The organism is uncultured Corynebacterium sp. (genome assembly GCF_902782855.1).
Classification (GTDB): domain Bacteria; phylum Actinomycetota; class Actinomycetes; order Mycobacteriales; family Mycobacteriaceae; genus Corynebacterium.
Window position 1 is genome coordinate 1 of sequence record NZ_CACZOO010000338.1, and the last position, 3,559, is coordinate 3,559.

Annotated in this window: 4 protein-coding genes; 1 reads left to right on the forward strand and 3 read right to left on the reverse strand. The window is 68.4% G+C overall.

Features of this window, described 5'->3' with window-relative positions; genetic code table 11:
• Positions 1 to 43 precede the first annotated feature (43 nt).
• A complete protein-coding gene (msrB, locus tag QZV72_RS13735) occupies positions 44 to 475 on the forward strand; it encodes a peptide-methionine (R)-S-oxide reductase MsrB (RefSeq protein WP_297009215.1) in 432 nt (143 codons plus the stop codon).
• 24 nt (positions 476 to 499) lie between these two features.
• Here the strand turns inward: msrB and hemQ are convergent, their stop codons facing one another.
• The 3 genes from hemQ to hemE form a co-directional block, all read right to left on the reverse strand.
• Positions 500 to 1,219, reverse strand: a complete 720-nt coding sequence (gene hemQ / locus QZV72_RS13740) for a hydrogen peroxide-dependent heme synthase (RefSeq protein ID WP_297009216.1) — start codon at positions 1,217 to 1,219, stop codon at positions 500 to 502.
• Between the two features lie 11 nt (positions 1,220 to 1,230).
• Positions 1,231 to 2,661: a protoporphyrinogen oxidase gene (hemG, locus tag QZV72_RS13745; protein ID WP_297009218.1), complete on the reverse strand. Its 1,431-nt coding sequence runs from the start codon at positions 2,659 to 2,661 to the stop codon at positions 1,231 to 1,233.
• Positions 2,658 to 3,559 (reverse strand): uroporphyrinogen decarboxylase (gene hemE, locus QZV72_RS13750; protein ID WP_297009219.1); only part of this gene is annotated, 902 nt, incomplete at its 5' end. The genes hemG and hemE, both read right to left, overlap by 4 nt.

Here is a 3,559-nt window from a genome sequence, read left to right on the forward strand (position 1 = left end):
CTGGTGAGGTACAGGCCACCGACCAGACTGCGAGGCACCGACGATGAACGATTTCGACCTGACGAACGGCACTTTCACGGACTTTTCTGCCCTGACCGACGAGCAGTGGCGTCAACGACTGGAGCCTGACTCCTACCAGGTGCTCCGGCACGCGGCGACGGAACGTCCATACAGTCACGAGTACACCGACAGTGAGACGGAGGGGGTCTACGTCTGCCGTGGCTGTGGCACGGAGCTGTTCCGTTCCACGGAGAAGTTCCACTCACACTGCGGGTGGCCGTCGTTCTTCGATCCGGCTGACTCCGATGCCGTCATCGAGAAGATCGATGACAGCCTGGGGGTGAGGAGGACCGAGGTGCTCTGCGCCACGTGTGGCGGACACCTCGGCCACGTCTTCACCGGGGAGGGCTACGACACCCCCACCGACCTGCGCTACTGCATCAACGGGCTCGCGCTGGAGCTCCGGGAGAAGTAGCCGCTGCTTGACCCCGGAGGGAGGTCAGGGAAGCTCGGTGATGAAGGCCGTCAGCGTCGCCTCGTCACCGTTGACGCGGTGTCCGGTGAAGAAGGGGATCTCCTCGCGGACGTGTCGGCGGGCCTCCGTGTAGCGCATCTTGTACATCAGGTCGACGATCCGGTCGAGGGTCGGGGACTCGAAGGCGAGGATCCACTCGTAGTCGCCGAGGGCGAAGGCGGGGACGGTGTTGGCCCGGACCTCGTCGAACCCCCGGGCCGCCATGCCGTGCTCGGCGAGGATCGTGCGCCGCTCAGTGTCCGGCAGCAGGTACCACTCGTAGGACCGGACGAAGGGGTACACGGCGATCCAGTCGCCGGGCTCCTCCCCCATGATGAACGACGGCAGGTGGGACTTGTTGAACTCGGCGGGCCGGTGCAGGGCGGAGCTCGACCAGTGGGCGTCACAGACCTGTCCGAGACGCGTCTCCTTCAGGAAGCGTCGGTACGCACGCTGGAGATCCTCGAACTTCTCGGCGTGCCACCAGATCATCAGGTCGGCGTCGGCACGTTGGCCGGTGAGGTCGTAGACACCACGGACGGTGAGTTCCTCGTCCTCGTAGGACGCCAGGAACCCGGCGAACTCGGCGGCGATCCCGGCACGGGCCGCGTCGTCGGCGGGCAGTTCGCCGTTGCGGACCGTGAACACGGACCACATGGTGTACTGCAGCTTCTCATTGAGGGCCTTGAAATTGAGCTTGGACATGTCTCTCCTGGTCAGGACTGTGAAAGGTCGGTGATGATTTTGAGTGCGGCGTCGCGCCCGGAATCGGCGCATGCGGGCACGCCCACGCCCTGCAGCGCCGCTCCCGCCAGCGCGACCCGGGGGTGTTGCGCGAGACTGTCGCGCACCGCGGCGATCCGGTCGAGATGCTCCACACCGTAGCTGGGCAGTCCACCCCACCACCGTTGGACGAAGGTCTCCACCGGGCGGGCGGTGAAACCGCTGACGGTCGCCAGATCCTCGACAGCGTAGCCGATGAGGGTCCGGTCATCGGCGTCGACGAGACTGGCGTCTGCCAGGGTCCCGAAGCTCGCCCGCACGAACGCCCCGCCGCGGTCGGCCAGGTGGGGCCACTTGCGGGAGGAGAAGGTGAATGCCTTGGCGTGGACGCCCGGTGCATCGGTGCCCAGCAGAACCCCACTGGTGCGGGGCAGACCGGCGTCAGTGTCGAAACGCATGCCCACCACAGCGGAACTGGCCAGTTCCACACCGCTGAGCAGGTCACCCGCCTCCGGAGCGACGTCACCGAGCAGAACGGCGGCGGTCGGGGCGGGGGTGGCGACGACAACTGCGTCGACCTCGCCGACCGGCTCCAGCCAGAACCGCCCCTGCCACCGGTTCACCGACTCGACCTGGGTGTTGAGCCGGATGTCGGCGTCGGCGTCCTCCGCCAGGGCGCGGACCAGCGACCGGTAGCCGTGGGCGAAACTGTTGAAGGCCGGGGCCGGCTTCCCACCCTCCGCGGCGAGGGCACGTGCGGCGTCCTCCCTCTCGACCAGCAGTCTGTCGACGGCGGTCGACAGCCGTACCTGCGCGCCCGAGGACGCGAGGTCGTCGAAGGACCTGGCGAGGGCGGGGACAGTGGCACGCAGGCCGAGAGCGTCTGCGGAGGCCGAGTAGACGCCACCGAGCATCGGGGAGACGAGCCGGGCCACAGCATCCGCCCCGTAGCGGGAGCGCACGAGGGCGCCCACGTTGACGTCGTCACCGGGAGCCCACGCGATCGGATCGGCGGTGGACTCTGCGTCGATACGGGCGGCAGTGTCCGCGGAGACGATACCGGCGACGTCGGCACCACGGGCGGGAATACCCATGACGGTGCGCGCAGGCGCGTCGACGAGACGACCGTCGACGTAGAAGCAACTGCGCAGTCCGGAGGGGACGCGCAGGTCGTCGGACAGTCCGAGCTCGTCGACGAGAGCGGTGAGCCCGGTCCGTCGGGTGAGGAATGCCTCGGCCCCCATGTCGACTGGGCCGTCGGCGAAGTCCACTGTCTTGAGCTTGCCGCCGAGCCGGTCATAGGCCTCGAGAATCAGGATGTCGGCGGCCGGGCCGAGGTTCCGGCGCAGGGTACGGGCCGCGGTGAGCCCGGAGACACCACCGCCGATGACGGCGATGGTCGGGGACGTGGCTGAACCGTTCACAGGGCATGCACCTCGGCGAAGGCCCGCGTGATGGCGTCCGGGTCGGTCTCGGGCAGCACCCCGTGGCCGAGGTTGAAGATATGGCCGGTGGCGTTGCCCGCGGCGACGGCGGCGTCCGCCTCGGAGCAGATCCGGCGGACGTGGTCGGTGATGACCTCCGGACCGGCCAGCAGCACCGCGGGGTCGAGGTTCCCCTGGATCGCGCGTGGAACGGCGAGCCCCCGGTCACGGAGGTCGGTGGTGACCCTGGCGGCCGCGACATCCAGCGGCGTCTTCCAGTCGACCCCGATAACGTCCGGTCCGACGGCCGCCATCTCGCCGAGCAGTTCGGCGGTGTTCACCCCGAAGTGGATCATCGGCACACCGTAGGCTCGTACGGCGTCGAAGATGCGGCGGGAGTAGGGGGCGACGAACTCGCGGTAGTCCTTCAGCGAGAGGAATCCGGCCCAGGAGTCGAAGAGCTGGAGGGCGTCGACACCCGCCTCCAGCTGGGTGCGCAGGAAGGTGATGACCGTGGGGGTCAGCTTCTCCATGAGCGCGTGCCAGGTCGCGGGTTCGGAGTACATCAGCGACTTGGTGATGCCGTGGTTCTTCGAGGGACCCCCCTCGATGAGGTAGGACGCCAGGGTGAAGGGGGCACCTGCGAAGCCGATGAGCACCTGGTCGTCGCGCAGTTCGGGGAGAACCTCCCCGATGCCCTCGACCACCCCCGCCAGTTGATCGGGGGTCACGGTCGGCAACGCTGCAATGTCCGCAGGGGTGCGGACCGGGTGTTCCAGGACCGGACCACGGCCCGGGACGATGTCCACGGCCACACCGGCTGCCCTGAGCGGGACGACGATGTCGGAGAAGAGGATCGCGGCGTCCGCGTCGTGCCGGCGGACCGGCTGCAGGGTGA